Source organism: Erwinia sp. HR93, assembly GCF_034555055.1.
Taxonomy (GTDB): Bacteria; Pseudomonadota; Gammaproteobacteria; order Enterobacterales; family Enterobacteriaceae; genus Apirhabdus; species Apirhabdus apintestini.
Genome location: NZ_JAXUDP010000001.1, coordinates 1,358,879 through 1,375,803, shown reverse-complemented (window position 1 = coordinate 1,375,803; position 16,925 = coordinate 1,358,879). Strand labels below are relative to the sequence as shown.

Here is a 16,925-nt window from a genome sequence, read left to right as displayed (position 1 = left end):
CTTCGGTGTGGTTCGCCCCTTTTTACACCCTGTCACAGGAACGTCTATGTACCGTTATCCCGACCATCTGACCGATATCGCCGCCGGCCTGCCACAGACCTGCGGTGTTTACGTTTTCCATGGTGATAGCGACGGTTATCCGCTGTATATCGGCAAAAGCATTAATATACGCCGCCGCGTTCAGTCACATCTGCGTAATCAGCGGGAGGCGAGGCTTCTGGCAGCCACCCGGCGTATTACCTGTATCGAAACCGTAGGGGAAATTGGCGCTTTGCTGCTTGAGTCCACCCTCGTTAAGCAGCAGCGTCCGCTCCATAATAAACAATTACGTAGGGTGCGCCGTTTGTGCGCCCTGCACGTAGAAGAGACCGGTACGCGCATCGTCTTTAGCGATGCGGTGGATTTCGCGGGTGCACCAAACCTTTACGGACTGTTTGCACGCCGCGCGGATGCCGTTGGGTTGTTACGCGAGATTGCAGACCGGGAGGGACTTTGCCTAACGTATCTGGATATTGAGAAGGGGCGACCCGGCCAGCCTTGTTTTCGTTACCAGCTAAAAAAGTGTTTCGGCGCATGCTGCGGAGCGGAACCGTTAGCCGCCCATCAGCAGCGGCTGCGCGCCGCTCTCATACGCAACCAGATACGGCACTGGCCCTTTCCCGGGCGCATCGCGCTGGAGGAGCGCAGTGGGCCACGCCGCGCCTATCACGTGATACGCAACTGGTTCTATCTTGGTACGGTCGACACACTGCGTGAGGCACGCAAACTCAGCCTGCCTGACGAAGGTTTCGACCGTGACTGCTATCGTATCCTGTGCCGCCGGATATTTCTGAATGACGGCGCGCGCATCCGCCTGCTTGATACACAGATGGATGATGATAATGAGGATTGCCCTGACGGATGTTAGCGCAGTGCGTTTTATAGCGCGCGCGGCGCCGCTGCCATAACTTTTGCACTTTAGGGTTACGGGCCGCTATGCTTACGACCATGGAAAAATTCGCAGAACTTAAACGCGCCAAACGGCTGGCGCTGTCGCTACTACTGGTCGCCACGGCGGCCTTTGTAGCAACGCTTTTCTTACCGCAAAATATCTGGATTCGCGGCGTTAAGGCCGTGGCGGAAGCGTCAATGGTCGGCGCACTGGCAGACTGGTTTGCCGTAAGCGCTCTATTTCGCCGGGTGCCAATACCCTTTATAGGCCGCCATACGGCGATTATCCCCCGAAATAAGCTGCGTATCGGCGATAATCTCGCGCAGTTCGTGCAGGAAAAATTTCTGGATACCCAGTCGTTAGTAGCCCTGATCCACCGCCATCAGCCGGCGCAATTAATCGGCCGCTGGCTCAGCAGCCCGGCGAATGCCCGCCGCATCGGGAAACACTTACTTCAGGCCACTAGCGGGTTTCTGGAGCTCACCGACGACGAACGTATTCAGCAGATGCTGAAACGCGCGGTGCACCAGGCCATTGATAAAATCGATTTAACGCAAACCAGCGCCGCCTTGCTGGAAAGCCTTACCAAAAATCAGCGCCATCAGGCGCTGTTAGACGATGCGATTCATCAACTTATTGCGCTTATTCAGCGCGACGACACGCGGGAGTTTATCGCCGGACAGATAGTCCACTGGCTGAAAACCGAGCACCCGCGCACCGCAAAAATGCTGCCTACCGAATGGCTGGGCGAACACAGCGCCGCGCTGGTGTCCCGCGCGGTGAATGACATCCTTGATGATATCAGCCACGACAGCGCCCACCAGATCCGCCAGGCGTTCGATAGCGCAGTGTGCAAATTCATCGTACGGCTGAAAACAGACCCGGAAATGCGCAACAAAGCCGATAATATCAAACGCTATTTAAAAAACGATGCTGCTTTTAACCGCTATTTGGGCGAAATATGGGCCGATTTACGCCAGTGGATCAAAAATGACATACACAGCGACGACTCACGCATTGAGCAGCGTATCGCCGAGGCCGGGCAGTGGTTTGGCGAGACGCTAACGGCGGATGCCGCGCTGCGCGCCTCGCTTAACGCGCATCTTGAGCAGGGCGTTCAACACATCGCTCCTGAATTCTCCGTTTTTTTGACCCGTCATATTAGCGATACGGTGAAAGGCTGGAATACTCAGGATATGACGCAGCAAATTGAACTTAATATCGGCAAAGATCTGCAATTTATTCGCATCAACGGCACGCTGGTCGGCGGTGGAATTGGCCTAATCCTCTATTTACTGTCACAGCTTCCAGCGCTGTTTTCATCCTGGGGATTTTAGCCACGCGCCGGTAGAATACGGAATAACCTGTACCTGCCGGCGGCATTTGAGTGGGGAACAGTTTTCAGTTTGGAAATATCACGATTTAGAGACACTGGACGCCACGCCATGACAGCGGCTGTTACCTCAGAGATGCGCCGCGTTATCTCTCACTATTGGCCTTAATTGAAGTTACAAATCTTACAGGAAAAAGTTAACGCTTTAGTGGGCATTTTTCTCACCCCTGCCCGTATTTCAATCCCCCAGCCCCCAGCCCCCAGCCCCCAGCCCCCAGTTTACTTCGCCAGATATCATCACTTATCAATAAATTACTGGCAAAAAGGCGTTGCAGCCCGCATTGCCAAACCGCGGACGTCGGCACAAACCAAGTAGCAATGGTGCCGTTAATAAGATGCGACCTCACCGGTCGCGCGTTGTCTTACGGTGCCGGGCCGCAGGCAGACTTTTCCCGCACTGCCCGCATCATATCCTCGCTCTCATTCGCCGCCTGCGCGGCATCATCTGGTTTATCAACCTTGCTCACGCTCTATCATAGTGTTTTCTCCTTCACATCCATCGCTCAAACCTATCTCTATGCTGGCCCGCTCTTAATCCACCACTGAAGGAGATTCGCAGTGAAAAAAGACTATACCTTTGATGCTGAATGTTTTGCTCTGGCCTCTATTGCATGGGCAGGCGCGCATCAGGAAGAATATAACCCGGCACTAACGCAACAGAAGCTGCAGGCCGGTCTAAACGCATCGCTAATTACTCAGGGTAAGCTTGATAATGTAGTGTGGGGGCCGGCGGTTTTCCGCACCCCCAAATTGCGCAACGCAGCGGATAACTGGGATGACTACATGTTTTTCGTGGTGCAAAACCGCAACGATCCCAGTGATTATCGGGTCGCCGCGCGCTCAACGGTCTCATCCCTGAATGGCTATGAAGATGTTGCGGTATTGCTCCCCGTCGACTGGCGCGAGTTTGATGCCGATGCGCCAGAAGGCGCGAAAATCGCCGATGGCATGGCGCAAGTGCTGGGTGCTTTGCTTACCATGACGTCCAGCGTTGAACCGGGCCTCGGGACGACACTGGTCGAATTTCTGAACGCAAACCTAAAAGATGGGGATACCCTGACGTTCTGCGGACATAGTATGGGCGGAACGTTCACGGTACCGTGGGGCGCCTGCGTGAAAACGTTGCTCAAACAGGATATTCGGGTGCAGGTACGCAGTCTCGCCGGTGCCACGGCGGGGAATGCTGCCTTCGCTGCCCGTGCAGAAGCCTTGCTGGGCGATGGGCTAAAGCGTATCACTAACTTTAGAGATCTGGTGCCTAAGCTATGGAATACCGACTCTGTAAAAGAAATTGCAACCCTGTATGAACCGGTGATTATACTCGCCGATCCCATCAAGATAATCGTGAAACTTTTTGCCGACGTCATGGGCGTATTGTATGGCTATACCCATGCCGGGCAGGCAGAATGCTTCGACCCTGGCGTAAACCCGGCGTTAGATAAACTCAAGGATCAGTACGGTTATCAGCACGATACGGCTTATATGAACTATTACGACCTAGAGTTTGGTGAAGGAAAAGATATTTACTACGATGTAAGTTAATTGCCTGAGGCTCAATGCTGGCCCGTGTCGCACAGGCGTTACGGGCCACTTTTTTAATACAACTTGCGGGCATAGAGCACAAAGCTCCCTGATGAATATCAATACCAATTTCGCCCGAGTTTATAACGCTCAGCGGGTGGTAAAACGCTCCAGCCGCTGGCGCAATACGCGGTTTTCATGATGCAAACGCTGATTTTCCTCCAGCAGCGTTAGCGCCACGGCAATACCCGGCCAGTCCAGCTCCAGTTCCCGGCGCAAACGCTGGGCGCGGTGCATCGCCGCCTGCGCCGCGTCATCAAACAGCCAGGGCCGCGCCGAGACATTTTGTGGCGCAATCATTCCCAGTCCAACGACTTCATTCAGCTCATCTTCGGTAATACCGCAGTTCAGGCAAAGTTCGGTATAGGTGACCGTTACAGTTACATTAGCCATGTGATTTCCCCCAGTCAGCCCGCGGCTGGAATGTCGCCTGCGCGTCAGCAAGCTGCTGCCAAAGCGCCGCCGTTGCGTCATCTGGTTTCGGCGGCATCACGATATTAACCACAACGTAAAGATCGCCGGTAGTCTGCTTATTGACCAGTCCTTTGCCTTTTAAACGCAGGCGCTGCCCGGCCTGAGTCCCTGCCGGCAGCGTGACCAGCACGCTCTCTTTTAGCGTCGGCACGGTTATCTTCGCTCCCAGCGCCGCTTCCCAGGGCGCGACGGGGGCAACGATTTCCAGATCGTGCCCGGAAATATCAAATAGCGGATGCGGCGCAATGCGAATAACCAGCCACAGATCGCCGCTGGCACCACCGGCCTCTCCCGGCGCGCCCTGCCCTTTCACACGAATACGCTGCCCGTCGCCGACACCCGCCGGGATTTTTACATTCAGCGTTTTTGGCGTTTCACGTTCAACCAGCCCAAACGCGTTGTATTCAGGCAGGCCGTAGCGGATGGTGCGCTGGTGCGCTTCCAGGGTTTCCTCAAGAAAAACCGCGACTTCAATTTCAATGTCGCGTCCGCGCGCAGGCCGCCGCTGCTGGCGTGCATGCTGGCCAAAAATCGATGAGAAGATGTCGTCAAAGTCCTGCTGGTCGTAATGCTGCTGACCGCCTGCCTGCTGGTGGCCAAAATGCGGATCGTTGCGATGCTGCCACATCGCATCATATTCCGCGCGCCGGGTATCATCTTTTAGTACTTCCCAGGCTTCCGCCAGGTCTTTAAACCGCGCTTCCGCGTCCGATTCTTTACTGACGTCCGGGTGATATTTTCGCGCCAGACGCCGATATGCCGTCTTTATGGTTTGCAATGAATCGGTCGGCTGAACGCCCAAAATAGCGTAATAATCTTTTAATTCCATACTAAATTGTCCCCTGCCTCTCGTTATCTCCTGCTCCCTGTCGGGAGAAAGTTCGGGAAACGCATCTGAAGGGTTTGGTCTGCGAAACATCCTCAGAGCACTATAGCAGCATAGCGCGAACCACTCCGAAAGCGGGGCTAAAAGGGCACAAAAGGCGATTTTTATCAAAACGGCAGGTCGGTTGCGCGCAGGAATAGGCCGTTTAGGTGGCGCTGAGCATCAGATAATCTTCCCACGGTGCGATAACCACCGCGCAAAAGAGAGATGAATCAGGCTACCTTGTTCAGCACCCGATGAAGCCAGCGGTTTCGCCCGTACAGACAGTATCGCTTCTTTTCTACCCTAACGGTAAAGGCTGGGATACAAACAGAAGCCAGCGTATGCGCCGCGCGATGTTAATTTTCTGGCAGAGCGCATTTTCCGCGGCCTGCTAATAACGTTCTTTAGGCCCGCATGGCAACGTCAGCGGCAGGATGAAGGAATCCTAAGCACAGCAAAACAGCGCGCTATGCAATCGGCGATATCGGCGAAGAAGATAGTGATAAGGCGAGAGAGAGGGAATACGCGACGCGAAGCGCCGGGGAAAACGGGCGCTTCGGCTGATATCAAGCGCAGCGCACCCGTTTAGCCCGCAATATTGTTAATGACTTCATTCACCTTGGTAAAGACATCCATAAATAGATGCTCAGAAAACGGTGAGAGTGTGTGCATCACCAGCATCATAGTCACCATACCGACCATCAGCGTCACCGGAAATCCAATCACGAAGATAGAAAGCTGCGGCGTCAGGCGGTTTAGCAGCCCCAGAGCCAGGTTGATGGTCAGCAAAATGGTGATAACCGGCAGCCCCAGCATTAATCCACTGGAGAATACAATACTGGCGGTGCGCGCCAGCGCCATAAACCCGCTGCCGTTGAGCGGCGTAGTGCTAATTGGCAGAGTTTGAAAGCTATCCGCCACGCTACTGAGCATCCATAAATGGCCGTTGAAGGTCAGGAACAGCAAAATCAGCAGCGTATTCATAATACGCGCCATCATCGGCATATTCGCCCCGCCTACGGGATCAAAGAACATGGCGAACGAAAGCCCCATCTGCATACCGATAATTTCACCGGCAAGACGCACTGCGCCAAAAATAAACTGCAGCGTGAGTCCAATCGCGATACCGATAAGCACCTGCTGCAGGCCAAGCCAGAAGCCCGCCATTGTCATCAGGGGGACCGTGACCGGCGGCAGCGTAGGCCCAATCAGAAAGGTAAACAGCAGCGCCAGGCCGATTTTAACCTGCGAAGGTACCGAGCGTTCACTGAGGATCGGCGCAGAGCCAAACAGCGCCAGAATGCGCAGCGCAGGCCAGAAGAAAATTGACTGCCACTCGCCAATCTGTGAGATATCCCACTGCATATCAGCCAATCATGTACGGTAGATTGCTAAACAGCGTACGCACATAGTCCACCAGCGTACCCAGCATCCATGAACCGGCAATCATCACGGTAAGCGCAACCACGATCACTTTAGGAATAAAAGTGAGCGTCATTTCGTTTATCTGCGTTGAGGCCTGCAAAATGCTGATTAACAAACCAGTAACCAGCGATGCCAGCAGGGGCGGCGCCGCCAGCATAAAAGCGACGCGCATCGCCTGGAAACCTATCGCCATAATACTTTCAGGAGTCATAACGTTACTCTTTCATCACATCATCAGGAGAAGAAGCTCTGGGCAAGCGAGCCCAACAGCAACTGCCAGCCGTCGACCAGCACAAATAGCATGAGCTTAAAGGGCAACGAAATACTCGCCGGCGGCACCATCATCATCCCGAGCGCCATTAGGACGCTGGACACAACCAGGTCGATGAGCATGAAAGGAATAAATACGGTAAATCCTATTTGGAACGCCGTTTTTAACTCACTGGTGACGAAGGACGGGATCAATACGCGCATCGGCACGTCATCCGGCCCGTAAAAATTTTGCTCACGCGCCATGCGGGAGAACAGCGCAAGATCCGCTTCACGAGTCTGGCGCATCATGAAGTCGCGCATCGGCTTTTCTGCCTTCTCCAGCGCCACTTCCATCGTAATTTTATCCTGGGTTAATGGCATCCAGGCATTTTGGTAAACGTCATCGAAGACCGGCCCCATTACGAAGAAGGTCAGGAACAGTGCCAGACCTAACAGCACCTGATTCGGCGGCGCGGACGGTGTACCCAGCGCGTTTCGCAGCAGCCCAAGCACAATGATAATGCGCGTAAAGCCGGTCATCATTAGGATAACGGCAGGCAGGAACGCCAGCGAGGTAAGCAGGACGAGCGTCTGAACCGGCAGCGACCAGGTTTCACCGCCCCCGGACATCGGGCGACTATTAATAGACAGCACATTGTCCGCCAGCGCGGGGAAGGAGCTTACCATCAGGGCAAACAGCGAGACGCACGAAACGAACGCCAGACGCTTGAGGCGCGCTGGCACTACACGATATTTAAACATAACTTACTCCGGTGCCCGGCCCGTTAAGCGCGAACGAAATAGCTGCGCAAAACCCTCTTTGCCCTCAGGCGCTGCCGCAGAACTGTCCATCGCGGGGGCCTCCAGGGTATGCAGATGATTAATCTGCCCGGACGTAACGCCTAATACTAGCCACTGCTTTTCAACTTCTACCACTACCACGCGCTCGCGGTTACCCAGTGAGCAGCTATCAACCACCTTTAACGTGCGGCGGCGGGCTGCGGCGGGCAATAGCCCCGAGCGGCGGGTAAACCAGGCGATGCCGAGGATCAGAGCAATAATGCCCATCAGCGCCCCACCGACGCTAATCAGCGGGGAGGACTCGGAATGCATCGTCGGCACGGCCTGGGAAGGAACTACCGTATGTGCTGCTGTTTTCATTAACGACTCAGCCGGCGCATACGCTCAGAAGGCGTAATGATATCCGTAATGCGAATACCAAATTTATCGTTAACGACGACGACTTCACCCTGGGCAATCAGGTAACCGTTGATCAATACATCCAGCGGCTCACCGGCCAGGCCTTCCAGCGCAACGATAGAACCCTGGCTCAGGCGCAGCAGTTCTTTAATCGTCATGCGGGTACGCCCCAGCTCTACCGTCATTTTGACGGGGATGTCCAGGATCAGGTCCAGATCTTCAGACAGGTTAGGCATCACCGAGTCTTTATCCAGATCCCGAAAAACAGCTTTGCTTTCCGCAGATTGCTGTTCACTCATCGCCGCGCCCCACAGATCTTCAGCGGAATCATTTTGATTCTCAGACGGCTGATTTGTGTCACTCATGCGGAATTTCCTCACTCTTCAGAGAATTAAATACAGGGTTAATCAGATTTTCAACGCGCAGCGCATACTGCCCGTTAAGGCTACCGTGGTGTCCGTCCAGTACCGGTACGCCATCCACGTAAGCCTGTATTTTTTCTGGTTTATCAAACGGAACGATATCGCCAACTTTCAGCTTAAGTACGCGTGAAAGGCGGGTCGGTACCTCCGCAAAATTCGCCACTAACTCAACTTCGGAATGTTGAATCTGCGTCGACAGCGTGTGTCGCCACTCTTCATCTTCCTGGCGTGAGTTTTCCAGCGGCGGGTTCGTCAGCAGTTCCCGCAGCGGCTCAATCATGCTGAACGGGATACAGATATCGAATTCGCCGCTCATGGCGCCAATTTCAACGTAAAACGGTGTCGCTACCACGATATCGTTCGGCGATGTCGTGATGTTGGTGAATTTCACCTGAATTTCAGAACGTACAAATTCGGCTTCAATCGGGAACACGGCTTTCCACGCCCCGGAATAGGACTCAAGCGCCATATTCAGCATGCGCTTCACGACGCGCTGCTCGGTCGGGGTGAATTCACGCCCTTCCACGCGGGTAGGAAAACGTCCGTCGCCGCCAAACAGGTTATCCACCACGATGAACACCAGGCTCGGCGCGAAGGCGAATAACGCCGTGCCGCGCAGCGGGTTCAGGTGTACCAGGTTTAAGTTCGTCGGCACCGGTAGATTGCGCGCAAACTCATGGTACGGCAGTATTTTCGTAGTTCCGACGCTAATATCCGGGCTGCGGCGCAGCAGGTTAAACAGCGCCATACGGAACTGGCGAGCAAAACGCTCATGAATAATTTCAAGCGCCTGTAAACGCTCGCGGATCACGCGTCGCTGAGTATTCGGGTCATACGGACGGATATCTTCTCCGCCCGCGTTACCGCCCGCGGAAGCGGCGCTTTCCGGCTCTCCGCCGCCCAGCAGCCTGTCGATTTCCGCCTGAGAAAGATTACTATCTGACATTATTGTTACCGCAGAATAAAGGCGTTATATAACACGTCGCTTACCGCAATAGAGCGCTGACCGGCAAACGGTTTGGACAATGCGTCTTTCACTTTCTGACGCAGCGCCTCTTTACCTTCCTGAGTATTTAGCTCCGCCGAATGCTGCTCAGCAAATAGCATCAGCAGGCGGCTGCGAACTTCCGGCATGAAAAGCTGTAGGTCGCTTTCCGACTGGGTATCTGTCAGGCGCAGCGTGATGCCGATGTAGAGAACTCCTTCACCATCGCTCTTATCGTTGTTCAGACTCACGGTAAAGGTGTCCAGCGGAACGAAGATAGGAGCTACAGGTAAAGCCTGTTTCTGACCGCCGGCATTTCCCGCCTTTGCCAGATCTTCATGCCGCCACGTTTTTACCTGATACCAGGCAAACCCGGCCAGCCCGCAAGCTAATAAAGAGATGAGAATGAGGAGAGAAAGAATCAGCTTGCTACCTTTTCCACCTTGTGTATTTGTCTTTGCCATGGAGGAAGAAACATCCTTAACGGTTATCTGGAATCATGAACTCAACGTCGGTCGATGACGAAAGCGGCGCACATTATCAGGGGAAGTCAGCGCAAGTAATGCCGCAAATACAGCGGCAATTATGCGCTAACTTTCCTCATAACTATCAGGCGAAGGTATCTACGCCGCCGATGCGGGCCGTCGTGCGCTCACGCGGAATTTCCGCATCATCGCCGTTGGTTTGTGTGGAAGAGCCATCCTGAGCGCCGCTCTGGCCGCCGGATGAGGCCTGATCCTGCTGCCCCGCGAAGCCGGAGAAAGTTTCCGGGCCAACGCTGCTTTGTCCCAGTTGGATACCGGCATCGGCCAGAGAAGTGCGCAGATTCGACAGCGATGACTCAATGATCGCCCGTACTTCATGGTGAGCGCTGGCGAAATGCAGGCGCGCCACATCGTTTTCCATACTGAGATTGATTTTTAAGGCGCCCAGCTCTGCCGGATGCAGGTGTAACTCAGCCTGGTTAATGCCATCGCGTAAAAATACGCTGACGTGTTGATTAATAGCCTGCTGCCAGGCCTGGGTTCCCACCGTTTCTTTCAGCGTCGCAGAGGCGATATTCTGGCTACCGGCCGCAGACGCGTGAGCTGCCGCCAGTTTATTCGCCTCGTTCAGCGCAGTGCTAAACGGGGTTTCCGTCGCGGCCGGATGAGCAGGAGAATGCGCAGACTCCTGCGCGGCTGCGAGCGAGGTTTTCTCTACTGCCACTTCAGCGTGCCCGGGCTGGCGCAGCGCTGCTGCAGAAGCTTTCGCCGTATCCACCGCAGACGAAGCCTGCATCTGCGACATTTCAGATGCGCGCGATGCGATCGGTTTCTCAACGGCATGCGTCGCGCGCTCGGCGGCTTCGTCCTGCTTGCGCTGAGACTGATAGCGTGAGGTATGCAGATTAATGGCCGCAAAAGCGCGCGGTGCCGCCAGATTATTCAGAGAATCTTTAACCGTATCGCTAAGCGCTTTTGCCGTAACGGCCTGCGCAGCAGGCGCTTCGCCATCCTTCATGCCGGTGGTATTTATCAGCGCGGTGTCGGCTGGAACGGGTTTCCCATTTTCGATGTGCTGCACCATCTGCTGGATCTGCGCCAACTGCTCTTTGGTCAGCGGCGTACCGTCCGGCAGTTGCCCCGTGGTCAGCATATTTTGTAATTCAGCCAGCAGTTCAGCGATACGCTTGTCACCTTTATCATCGCCGGTAGCGCTGCCTTTTTCATCAACCGCTTTTCCGTCCGAGGTTTTCGCCTCCGCGCCGCTTTTATCTCGCTTGTCGGCCACTTTGCCGGCGATTTTTTGCTGTAGTTCGTTTGCAAACGCAGCGCCGTTAGCGCCTTCCTGCTGTGGGGTTGCTCCGCCGCTATTCGGCACTGCCGCTGGCTGGGGCGCTCCCAGGTTTATCAGTGGATTCATAGATTTTCTTTCCTCGCGCCCGCTCGTTGCGCAAATTCATCCATTAATTTTTGGTCCCGGCGATTTCCCTGGATTAATCGCTGGTTTTCTGCCCTTTCGAGCAAAATATCAAAAGCGTTCAGCCGTTTTTTCTTTTCTTGCCAGTTGACAACCACTTGCTGAACGTATTGGTCCCGCTGAATCACTTCGCGCCGGTAGGTCACGATGGCTTCATCGAGGTTTTTGATAAAAATATTAAAGTTCGTCCAGTTAGACGATGAGATCCCCTGCGTCAGGCTTTGCTGAAACTGCTGCCGGTACTCTTTCTCGTAGGTCAGCAGTTGATCGAGCTGTTCTACTGCTTTGCGGTGCGCGGTGCGCGCCTTGCCGAGCTGCGTCGTTACTTCGTCCAGCGCTTTTTCCGCCAGTTCACGCAGCATAACCATGGGAGATTGCGTCGCCGTCATCAGTGAGCTCCTTTACTGGGTAAACAACGTCGTTAATTGTTCGCAGGACAGCGGATAGTCGCAGTACTCCGTGATGTCCTGCTTCAGGTATTTTTCCATTTGCGGATGCAGCTTAATGGCGTTATCCAGCAGCGGATCGCTGCCCGCCGCGTAAGCTCCAACGCTGATAAGGTCGCGGTTGCGCTGATAGCGCGACAGCAACTGTTTAAATTGCTGGATTTCCCGGTAGCGTTCCTGCGGAATGAGCGAGGTCATGGCACGGCTTATCGAGGCTTCAATATCGATAGCCGGGTAGTGCCCGGATTCTGCAAGCTGACGCGAAAGCACCACGTGGCCATCGAGGATCGCTCGCGCCGAGTCGGCGATAGGATCCTGCTGATCGTCCCCTTCCGTCAGTACGGTGTAAAAAGCCGTGATAGACCCTCCACCGTCGATCCCGTTACCCGCGCGCTCAACCAGCGCCGGAAGTTTAGCGAACACGGAAGGCGGGTAGCCTTTGGTCGCCGGCGGCTCGCCGATAGCCAGCGCGATTTCACGCTGGGCCATGGCGTAACGCGTCAGGGAATCCATGATGAGCAGTACATCTTTGCCGCGATCGCGAAAATCTTCCGCAATGCGCGTCGCATACGCAGCGCCCTGCATACGCAGCAGCGGAGAAACGTCCGCCGGCGCGGCGATAACCACCGAACGCCGAAGCCCTTCTTCACCGAGGATATTTTCAATAAAGTCTTTAACTTCACGGCCACGCTCGCCAATCAGGCCAACCACAATCACGTCCGCCTGCGTGAAGCGCGCCATCATGCCAAGCAGGACGCTTTTACCCACCCCGGAGCCGGCAAACAGGCCCATACGCTGCCCGCGCCCTACGGTTAGCAGGCCGTTAATCGCCCGCACGCCAACGTCCAGCACATCGTGGATCGGCGTACGCTGCAGCGGGTTAAACGGCGCGGTAAACAGCGTGCCCGCGTCGCTCATATCTGGCGCCGGGCGGCCATCCAGCGGATTGGCGCTGGCGTCCAGCACGCGGCCCAGCAGAGACGGCCCCAGCGGTAAACGCTTGCCCATGTTGTGACCGTTCAGCGAACCGGGCGCCCAAACGCGCGCGCCGGGTACGATGCCGTCGACGTGTTCCAGCGGCATCAGATAAACGTGCTGGCCGTTAAAGCCTACAACTTCGCTTTCAACGTGTTCCATCCCGTTTTCGCCCTGACGCTCGATAACGCAGTTGGCACCCAGAGGTACCTGAAGACCCGTTGCTTCCATGACCAGCCCGGTCGCGCGCGTCAGATAGCCGAACTGTCGCCAGGCGGGTAATTTGGTCATTTTCTTTTGGTAGGAATCCAGCCCGCTTAACCAGCGTTCAAGGCGCAGGGTCATGGTACTATTTCCTCCATTGCCAGCGAGCAAAGCATCCGCCAGCGCGCCTCCATGGTGGCATCGATTTCACCGTTTTCGCCGGATACGCGGCAGCCGCCTTTACCTACGGAGGCGTCCGCCACCAGTTTCCACTGCTGCTGAGCGCAGATTTCGCCCAGATGCTCTTTGATAAACATCAGGTCATCCGGGTGCACGCATAGCTGCGGTTCGCCGTTTAGCAGCGGAATACCGTGCATGAGTTTCTGGATACGTTTGAGCAGCGCGTCGTTATTACACACCGGCGTGGTATCGACCACATACTGCGCCGCGCTCATCGCAATTTGCATGATCTGCGCGGGCATAATTTTATCCGCGGCTTCAAGCGTCGCCAGGAATTCGCCAGAGAACTGTTTCAGACGATCGAGTATCTCCTGCTGCTGAGCGCGGGCCTCGGCCAGCCCCTGCTCAAGCCCTTCCTGCTTCCCCTGAGCCAGACCTTCGTCGTAGCCCTGCTGCTTACCGGCGGTCAGGCCTTCTTCACGCCCTTCCGCCAGCCCCTGCTCAAAGCCTTTGCTTTGCGCAGACTGGCGCAGGCGGGAAAGTTCCTCTTCCCACGCCTCGTCATCGGTTTCTTCAGGACGAATAGGTTCTATCATCTCAGGCTCAAGCGTTGAGAACTCGCGCCCCAGATCCTCCAGCTCCCATTTCTTCCACATCCCACTGTGGGTCTTATCAGACATAGGTGTCCTCGCCGACATTCAGAATGATTTCGCCTGTTTCCACCAGACGGCGTACGACCATAAGGATATTTTTCTGCTCGACTTCCACCTGAGACATACGTACCGGGCCACGCGTTGCCAGATCCTCGCGCATGATGTCCGCCTGACGTTTGGACATGTTGCGCAGGAACTTCTCGCGCAGCGGCTGAGCCGCACCTTTCAGCGCAATTATCAGAGACTCGCTCTCCACTTCCTGTAGCAGGCGCTGGATGGAAGAATCTTCGGTGTCCACCAGGTTTTCGAACAGGAACATCTCGTCGATAATTTTCTGCGCCAGTTCGTTGTCGAAGTCGCGCACGGCCTGAATGACTTCTTCTTCCTGCTGAGATTTCATCAGGTTGATGATCTCCGCAGCCGGACGAATACCACCCATCTTGCTGCGTTTGAGACCCTGGCCGCGTAGCAGTGAATCCAGTACGTCCGTCAGTTCCTGCAGTGCCGCCGGCTGTACGCCGCCGAAGGTGGCAATACGCAGAACAATATCGTTACGCTCTTTCTCACTGAACAGCGCCAGAATATCGGCCGCCTGAGAGCGTTTCAGATGCACCAGGATAGTTGCGATAATCTGCGGGTGTTCGTCGCGGATAAGATCGGCAACCGCCTGCGGCTCCATAAAGTTCAGCGATTCGATGCCGTTGGACTTGTCGCGAGAATCCAGCAGATCCTCAAGGATACTGCCGGCACGCTCTTCGCCCAGCGCTTTCACCAATACCGAACGCAGATATTCGTTAGTATTAATGTTCAGCGCGGCAAACTGCTCCGCTTCTTTGCGGAAATCGCTTAATACCTTGGCCAGGTCGGCATTAGTAAAGTTCCCCAATGACGCCATGGAAGACCCGATTTGCGTCACTTCATGGGTGTTCAAGTGTTTAAAAACATCTGCCGCTCTGTCTTCGCCAAGCGTCAGCATGAGCATTGCACAACGTTCAACCGCATTCATGACTGTGTCTTCTGTTCGTTTAACATCCACTGGCGCATGACCAGTGCAATAATCCGTGGATCTTTCTCTGCGGTATCACGCAGATGCTGGGTATTGATCTCAGCGTCCAGTTGAGCGCGCATTGACGCTTCAGTGTTCTCTTTCTGGCGACGCAGCCGTGCTTCTTCAGCCTGCTGATCGGCGGCAATACGCTCGCGATGCAGCTCCTGCTGGCGCACCCACATCGGTTTGAGTGCTTTACGCCATACGATCCACAGAATCAGCAGTACAACCAGATAACGTCCCAGCGTCATCAGCATCGAGATAAACTCTGGACGCTGCCACAGCGGTACAGTGGTATCTTCTTCGTCGTTGGCAAACGGCGCGTTAACCACATTTAACGTGTCGCCGCGCTCCTGCGAGAAGCCCATGGCTTCACGGGTTAACGCAGTAATTTCATCCAACTGCTTTTTAGACAGCGCAACGGATTTCCCCTTGGCGTCTGGCAGATAGTTGACCACCACGGCAACGGAGAGACGCTGCACCTCGCCGGCGTGCGCTTTCACGTGCGTCAGCGTACGGTCGACTTCATAGTTAGTGATGTCGTCCTGGCGGCGGTTATAGTTGCCGCTTACCACCTGCGAACGGTTCGTCACGCTGCGATTTTGCGCGTCGTTTTTCGCATCTTTTTCCTGACCGCTACCCTGCGGCGCGTTCGGCGTAGTGATATTCGCCTGGGCCACCGGTGCTGGTTGGTTGGTAAGTGCACCTGGCACGCCGCCGACCAGCGGTCCGCCGCCCTGCTCGCTGGAGCTGGACTGACGGCTGCGAATAGTCATATTTTCTGGCTTATCCGCATTCGGCTTGTAGTTTTCCATCGTCTGTTCTTTCACGGCAAAGTCCAGCTGCGCGGTGACCTGCGCGTGAACATTGGCGTGACCGACAACCGGTGCCAGGATGGCCTGGATACGACGCTGATATTCGCTCTCAATCTGGCTGGCGTATTTCAGTTGCGTCACGTTGAGCGTCTGACCTTCTCCACCCACCTGCGACAACAGACGCCCATTCTGATCGACCACCGTCACATTACCGGCTGGCAGATCAGGCACCGAGCTCGCGACCATCCACGAAATCGCACTGACCTGCCCCGCATCCAGCGCACGCCCGGAAAGCACGTTCACCGTTACCGAGGCGGTTGGCTGTTTCTTTTCACGCACAAACAGCGTCGGACGAGGGATTGCCAGGTGCACACGCGCGTTTTTCACCGGCCCCAGGCTTTCAATGGTGCGGGCCAACTCGCCTTCCAGCGCGCGCTGGTAGTTCACCTGCTCACTGAACTGGCTAATGCCGAATTTTTCCTGGTCCAGTAGCTCAAAACCGACGCCACCGCCTTTCGGCAGACCATCCTGTGCCAGCTTCATTCGCACTTCGCGAGCGCTGTCTGCCGGCACCAGAATCGCGCCGCCGCTTTCAGACAGACGATAAGGGATGTTCATTTGCTTTAACTGTGTGACGACTTCGCCACCGTCCTGATCGCTAAGGTTGCTATATAGCACGCGATATTCAGGCGACTGGGCCCACAGCAGCAGCACTACTGTCAGCGCAATGGCGGCGGCCCCCGCCACAAGTAAAGCGACTTTTGGGTTTGACCGTAGTCGGTCAATCAGCGCCGAAAAATTGGCGATATTCAGGTTTTTCTTTCCTGTCATAGAGGCAGTCATGCCGTATTCCTGAGAGATAAATGAAACAGTATCTAAGCGCTACATGCTCTAAACTGCATAGCCAGATATTCAAAGAGCGATTTTAGAGGCGTGTATTATCGGTAAGGCTGGTTATTTCTATGGAGGAATTAGGCGCTTTTTTTAGGTCTAATTACCCACTTCACCTTTTGGGGGGCATGGTAAGCTGTAATTAAGGTGTCTGATTTATGTTAATTTTATTAACACCACCCGCACTACTTTTAATAACTTCGTTGAACCGTTTTAATTA

General features: G+C 55.0%; 18 protein-coding genes. 3 read left to right on the top strand and 15 right to left on the bottom strand.

What is annotated here, in order from left to right:
* The first annotated feature begins 46 nt into the window (after positions 1 to 46).
* The 3 genes from SFA31_RS06420 to SFA31_RS06410 all read left to right on the top strand — a co-directional run bounded on the left by SFA31_RS06420 (position 47) and on the right by SFA31_RS06410 (position 3,866).
* On the top strand, positions 47 to 907 hold the full coding sequence (locus tag SFA31_RS06420; protein WP_322837231.1) for an endonuclease: 861 nt from the start codon (positions 47 to 49) through the stop codon (positions 905 to 907).
* Between the two features lie 80 nt (positions 908 to 987).
* Positions 988 to 2,268, top strand: a complete 1,281-nt coding sequence (locus SFA31_RS06415; protein ID WP_322839314.1) for a DUF445 domain-containing protein — start codon at positions 988 to 990, stop codon at positions 2,266 to 2,268.
* A gap of 614 nt (positions 2,269 to 2,882) precedes the next feature.
* On the top strand, positions 2,883 to 3,866 hold the full coding sequence (locus SFA31_RS06410; RefSeq protein WP_322837230.1) for a lipase family protein: 984 nt from the start codon (positions 2,883 to 2,885) through the stop codon (positions 3,864 to 3,866).
* A gap of 129 nt (positions 3,867 to 3,995) precedes the next feature.
* Here SFA31_RS06410 and cbpM read toward each other — a convergent pair whose 3' ends face one another.
* The 15 genes from cbpM to fliF form a co-directional block, all read right to left on the bottom strand.
* Positions 3,996 to 4,298 (bottom strand): chaperone modulator CbpM, encoded by a 303-nt coding sequence (gene cbpM / locus SFA31_RS06405; protein ID WP_322837229.1) that lies wholly within the window; start codon positions 4,296 to 4,298, stop codon positions 3,996 to 3,998.
* Entirely contained in the window at positions 4,291 to 5,208 is a 918-nt protein-coding gene (gene cbpA, locus SFA31_RS06400) for a curved DNA-binding protein (protein WP_322837228.1), read from the bottom strand. The genes cbpM and cbpA overlap by 8 nt, the downstream gene beginning before the upstream one ends.
* Positions 5,209 to 5,832: 624 nt before the next feature.
* Positions 5,833 to 6,612, bottom strand: a complete 780-nt coding sequence (fliR, locus tag SFA31_RS06395) for a flagellar biosynthetic protein FliR (RefSeq protein WP_322837227.1) — start codon at positions 6,610 to 6,612, stop codon at positions 5,833 to 5,835.
* 1 nt (position 6,613) lies between these two features.
* Positions 6,614 to 6,883, bottom strand: coding sequence for a flagellar biosynthesis protein FliQ (gene fliQ, locus SFA31_RS06390; protein WP_322837226.1), 270 nt, complete (start codon positions 6,881 to 6,883; stop codon positions 6,614 to 6,616).
* Between the two features lie 23 nt (positions 6,884 to 6,906).
* Positions 6,907 to 7,686 (bottom strand): flagellar type III secretion system pore protein FliP, encoded by a 780-nt coding sequence (fliP, locus tag SFA31_RS06385; RefSeq protein WP_416208323.1) that lies wholly within the window; start codon positions 7,684 to 7,686, stop codon positions 6,907 to 6,909.
* Positions 7,687 to 7,689: 3 nt separating this feature from the next.
* Complete coding sequence (gene fliO, locus SFA31_RS06380; RefSeq protein ID WP_322837225.1) at positions 7,690 to 8,085, bottom strand: flagellar biosynthetic protein FliO; 396 nt, start codon at positions 8,083 to 8,085, stop codon at positions 7,690 to 7,692.
* The gene (gene fliN, locus SFA31_RS06375) at positions 8,085 to 8,489 is read right to left on the bottom strand and encodes a flagellar motor switch protein FliN (protein ID WP_322837224.1); all 405 of its coding nucleotides are present in this window, start codon (positions 8,487 to 8,489) and stop codon (positions 8,085 to 8,087) included. The genes fliO and fliN overlap by 1 nt, the downstream gene beginning before the upstream one ends.
* A complete protein-coding gene (gene fliM / locus SFA31_RS06370; protein ID WP_322837223.1) occupies positions 8,482 to 9,492 on the bottom strand; it encodes a flagellar motor switch protein FliM in 1,011 nt (336 codons plus the stop codon). The genes fliN and fliM overlap by 8 nt, the downstream gene beginning before the upstream one ends.
* Positions 9,493 to 9,497: 5 nt before the next feature.
* Positions 9,498 to 9,995 (bottom strand): flagellar basal body-associated protein FliL, encoded by a 498-nt coding sequence (gene fliL / locus SFA31_RS06365; RefSeq protein WP_322837222.1) that lies wholly within the window; start codon positions 9,993 to 9,995, stop codon positions 9,498 to 9,500.
* A gap of 145 nt (positions 9,996 to 10,140) precedes the next feature.
* On the bottom strand, positions 10,141 to 11,436 hold the full coding sequence (locus SFA31_RS06360; RefSeq protein WP_322837221.1) for a flagellar hook-length control protein FliK: 1,296 nt from the start codon (positions 11,434 to 11,436) through the stop codon (positions 10,141 to 10,143).
* The gene (fliJ, locus tag SFA31_RS06355; RefSeq protein WP_322837220.1) at positions 11,433 to 11,882 is read right to left on the bottom strand and encodes a flagellar export protein FliJ; all 450 of its coding nucleotides are present in this window, start codon (positions 11,880 to 11,882) and stop codon (positions 11,433 to 11,435) included. Before fliJ ends, SFA31_RS06360 begins: the two co-directional genes overlap by 4 nt.
* 12 nt (positions 11,883 to 11,894) lie before the next feature.
* Positions 11,895 to 13,259: a flagellar protein export ATPase FliI gene (fliI, locus tag SFA31_RS06350; protein WP_322837219.1), complete on the bottom strand. Its 1,365-nt coding sequence runs from the start codon at positions 13,257 to 13,259 to the stop codon at positions 11,895 to 11,897.
* Complete coding sequence (locus SFA31_RS06345; protein WP_322837218.1) at positions 13,256 to 13,978, bottom strand: flagellar assembly protein FliH; 723 nt, start codon at positions 13,976 to 13,978, stop codon at positions 13,256 to 13,258. Before SFA31_RS06345 ends, fliI begins: the two co-directional genes overlap by 4 nt.
* Complete coding sequence (fliG, locus tag SFA31_RS06340; RefSeq protein WP_322837217.1) at positions 13,971 to 14,957, bottom strand: flagellar motor switch protein FliG; 987 nt, start codon at positions 14,955 to 14,957, stop codon at positions 13,971 to 13,973. The genes SFA31_RS06345 and fliG overlap by 8 nt, the downstream gene beginning before the upstream one ends.
* Complete coding sequence (gene fliF, locus SFA31_RS06335; RefSeq protein WP_322837216.1) at positions 14,954 to 16,657, bottom strand: flagellar basal-body MS-ring/collar protein FliF; 1,704 nt, start codon at positions 16,655 to 16,657, stop codon at positions 14,954 to 14,956. Before fliF ends, fliG begins: the two co-directional genes overlap by 4 nt.
* Positions 16,658 to 16,925 lie beyond the last annotated feature (268 nt).

What these genes read in the sequence shown, in the direction of transcription:
- SFA31_RS06420 (WP_322837231.1), top strand. Translation starts at nt 47, where the DNA reads ATGTACCGTTATCCCGACCATCTGACCGATATCGCCGCCGGCCTGCCA.
- SFA31_RS06415 (WP_322839314.1), top strand. Translation starts at nt 988, where the DNA reads ATGGAAAAATTCGCAGAACTTAAACGCGCCAAACGGCTGGCGCTGTCG.
- cbpM (WP_322837229.1), bottom strand. Translation starts at nt 4,298, where the DNA reads ATGGCTAATGTAACTGTAACGGTCACCTATACCGAACTTTGCCTGAAC.
- cbpA (WP_322837228.1), bottom strand. Translation starts at nt 5,208, where the DNA reads ATGGAATTAAAAGATTATTACGCTATTTTGGGCGTTCAGCCGACCGAT.
- fliR (WP_322837227.1), bottom strand. Translation starts at nt 6,612, where the DNA reads ATGCAGTGGGATATCTCACAGATTGGCGAGTGGCAGTCAATTTTCTTC.
- fliQ (WP_322837226.1), bottom strand. Translation starts at nt 6,883, where the DNA reads ATGACTCCTGAAAGTATTATGGCGATAGGTTTCCAGGCGATGCGCGTC.
- fliP (WP_416208323.1), bottom strand. Translation starts at nt 7,686, where the DNA reads ATGTTTAAATATCGTGTAGTGCCAGCGCGCCTCAAGCGTCTGGCGTTC.
- fliO (WP_322837225.1), bottom strand. Translation starts at nt 8,085, where the DNA reads ATGAAAACAGCAGCACATACGGTAGTTCCTTCCCAGGCCGTGCCGACG.
- fliN (WP_322837224.1), bottom strand. Translation starts at nt 8,489, where the DNA reads ATGAGTGACACAAATCAGCCGTCTGAGAATCAAAATGATTCCGCTGAA.
- fliM (WP_322837223.1), bottom strand. Translation starts at nt 9,492, where the DNA reads ATGTCAGATAGTAATCTTTCTCAGGCGGAAATCGACAGGCTGCTGGGC.
- fliL (WP_322837222.1), bottom strand. Translation starts at nt 9,995, where the DNA reads ATGGCAAAGACAAATACACAAGGTGGAAAAGGTAGCAAGCTGATTCTT.
- SFA31_RS06360 (WP_322837221.1), bottom strand. Translation starts at nt 11,436, where the DNA reads ATGAATCCACTGATAAACCTGGGAGCGCCCCAGCCAGCGGCAGTGCCG.
- fliJ (WP_322837220.1), bottom strand. Translation starts at nt 11,882, where the DNA reads ATGACGGCGACGCAATCTCCCATGGTTATGCTGCGTGAACTGGCGGAA.
- fliI (WP_322837219.1), bottom strand. Translation starts at nt 13,259, where the DNA reads ATGACCCTGCGCCTTGAACGCTGGTTAAGCGGGCTGGATTCCTACCAA.
- SFA31_RS06345 (WP_322837218.1), bottom strand. Translation starts at nt 13,978, where the DNA reads ATGTCTGATAAGACCCACAGTGGGATGTGGAAGAAATGGGAGCTGGAG.
- fliG (WP_322837217.1), bottom strand. Translation starts at nt 14,957, where the DNA reads ATGAATGCGGTTGAACGTTGTGCAATGCTCATGCTGACGCTTGGCGAA.
- fliF (WP_322837216.1), bottom strand. Translation starts at nt 16,657, where the DNA reads ATGACTGCCTCTATGACAGGAAAGAAAAACCTGAATATCGCCAATTTT.